At 65.1% G+C, this 1,191-nt stretch carries 1 protein-coding gene; it reads left to right on the plus strand.

The window, feature by feature from the left end; all coding sequences use genetic code 11:
• On the plus strand, window positions 1-1,191 hold the full coding sequence (gene tuf, locus E4K09_RS24745; protein WP_134500306.1) for an elongation factor Tu: 1,191 nt from the start codon (window positions 1-3) through the stop codon (window positions 1,189-1,191).

Raw genomic sequence — 1,191 nt, forward strand, 5'->3', positions numbered from 1 at the left:
ATGGCGAAGGAAAAGTTTGAGCGGACGAAGCCGCACTGCAACATCGGGACGATTGGTCACGTTGACCATGGCAAGACGTCGCTGACGGCGGCGATCACGAAGGTTCTGGCGGAGTCTGGCGGCGCGACGTTTACGGCGTACGACCAGATTGACAAGGCTCCGGAAGAGAAGGCGCGCGGCATCACGATCTCGACGGCGCACGTTGAGTACGAGACCACGAACCGGCACTATGCGCACGTGGACTGCCCCGGCCACGCGGACTACGTGAAGAACATGATCACGGGCGCGGCGCAGATGGACGGCGCGATCCTGGTGGTGTCGTCGGCGGACGGCCCGATGCCGCAGACCCGCGAGCACATCCTTCTGGCGCGCCAGGTGGGCGTTCCGGCTCTGGTGGTGTTCATGAACAAGGTCGACATGGTGGACGATCCGGAGCTGCTCGACCTGGTTGAGCTGGAGGTTCGCGAGCTTTTGTCGAAGTACGACTTCCCGGGCGACGACATTCCGATCGTGAAGGGCTCGGCGCTGTGCGCGCTGGAGGACCGTCAGCCGGAGATCGGCCGCGACGCGGTTCTCAAGCTGATGGCGGAGGTGGATGCCTACATTCCGCAGCCGGAGCGTCCGGTCGACCAGCCGTTCCTGATGCCGATCGAGGACGTGTTCTCGATTTCGGGCCGCGGCACGGTGGTGACGGGCCGCGTTGAGCGCGGGATCATCAAGGTGGGCGAGGAAGTGGAGATCGTGGGTCTTCGCGACACGCAGAAGACGACGGTCACGGGCGTCGAGATGTTCCGCAAGCTGCTCGACCAGGGCCAGGCGGGCGACAACGTGGGCGTTCTGCTGCGCGGCACGAAGCGCGAGGACGTGGAGCGCGGCCAGGTGCTGTGCAAGCCGGGCTCGATCCGGCCGCACACGAAGTTCAAGGCCGAGGCCTACATCCTGACCAAGGAAGAGGGCGGGCGTCACACGCCGTTCTTCGGCAACTACCGTCCGCAGTTCTACTTCCGCACGACCGACGTGACGGGCGTGGTGAAGCTGCCCGAGGGCACCGAGATGGTGATGCCGGGCGACAACATCACGATGGAAGTGGAGCTGATCGCTCCGATCGCCATGGAGGAGAAGCTGCGCTTCGCCATCCGTGAAGGCGGTCGCACCGTCGGGGCCGGCGTCGTCGCCGCCGTGATGGACTAA

The sequence above is a fragment of the Microvirga pakistanensis genome (assembly GCF_004458765.1).
In the GTDB taxonomy this organism is placed as follows: Bacteria; Pseudomonadota; Alphaproteobacteria; order Rhizobiales; family Beijerinckiaceae; genus Microvirga; species Microvirga pakistanensis.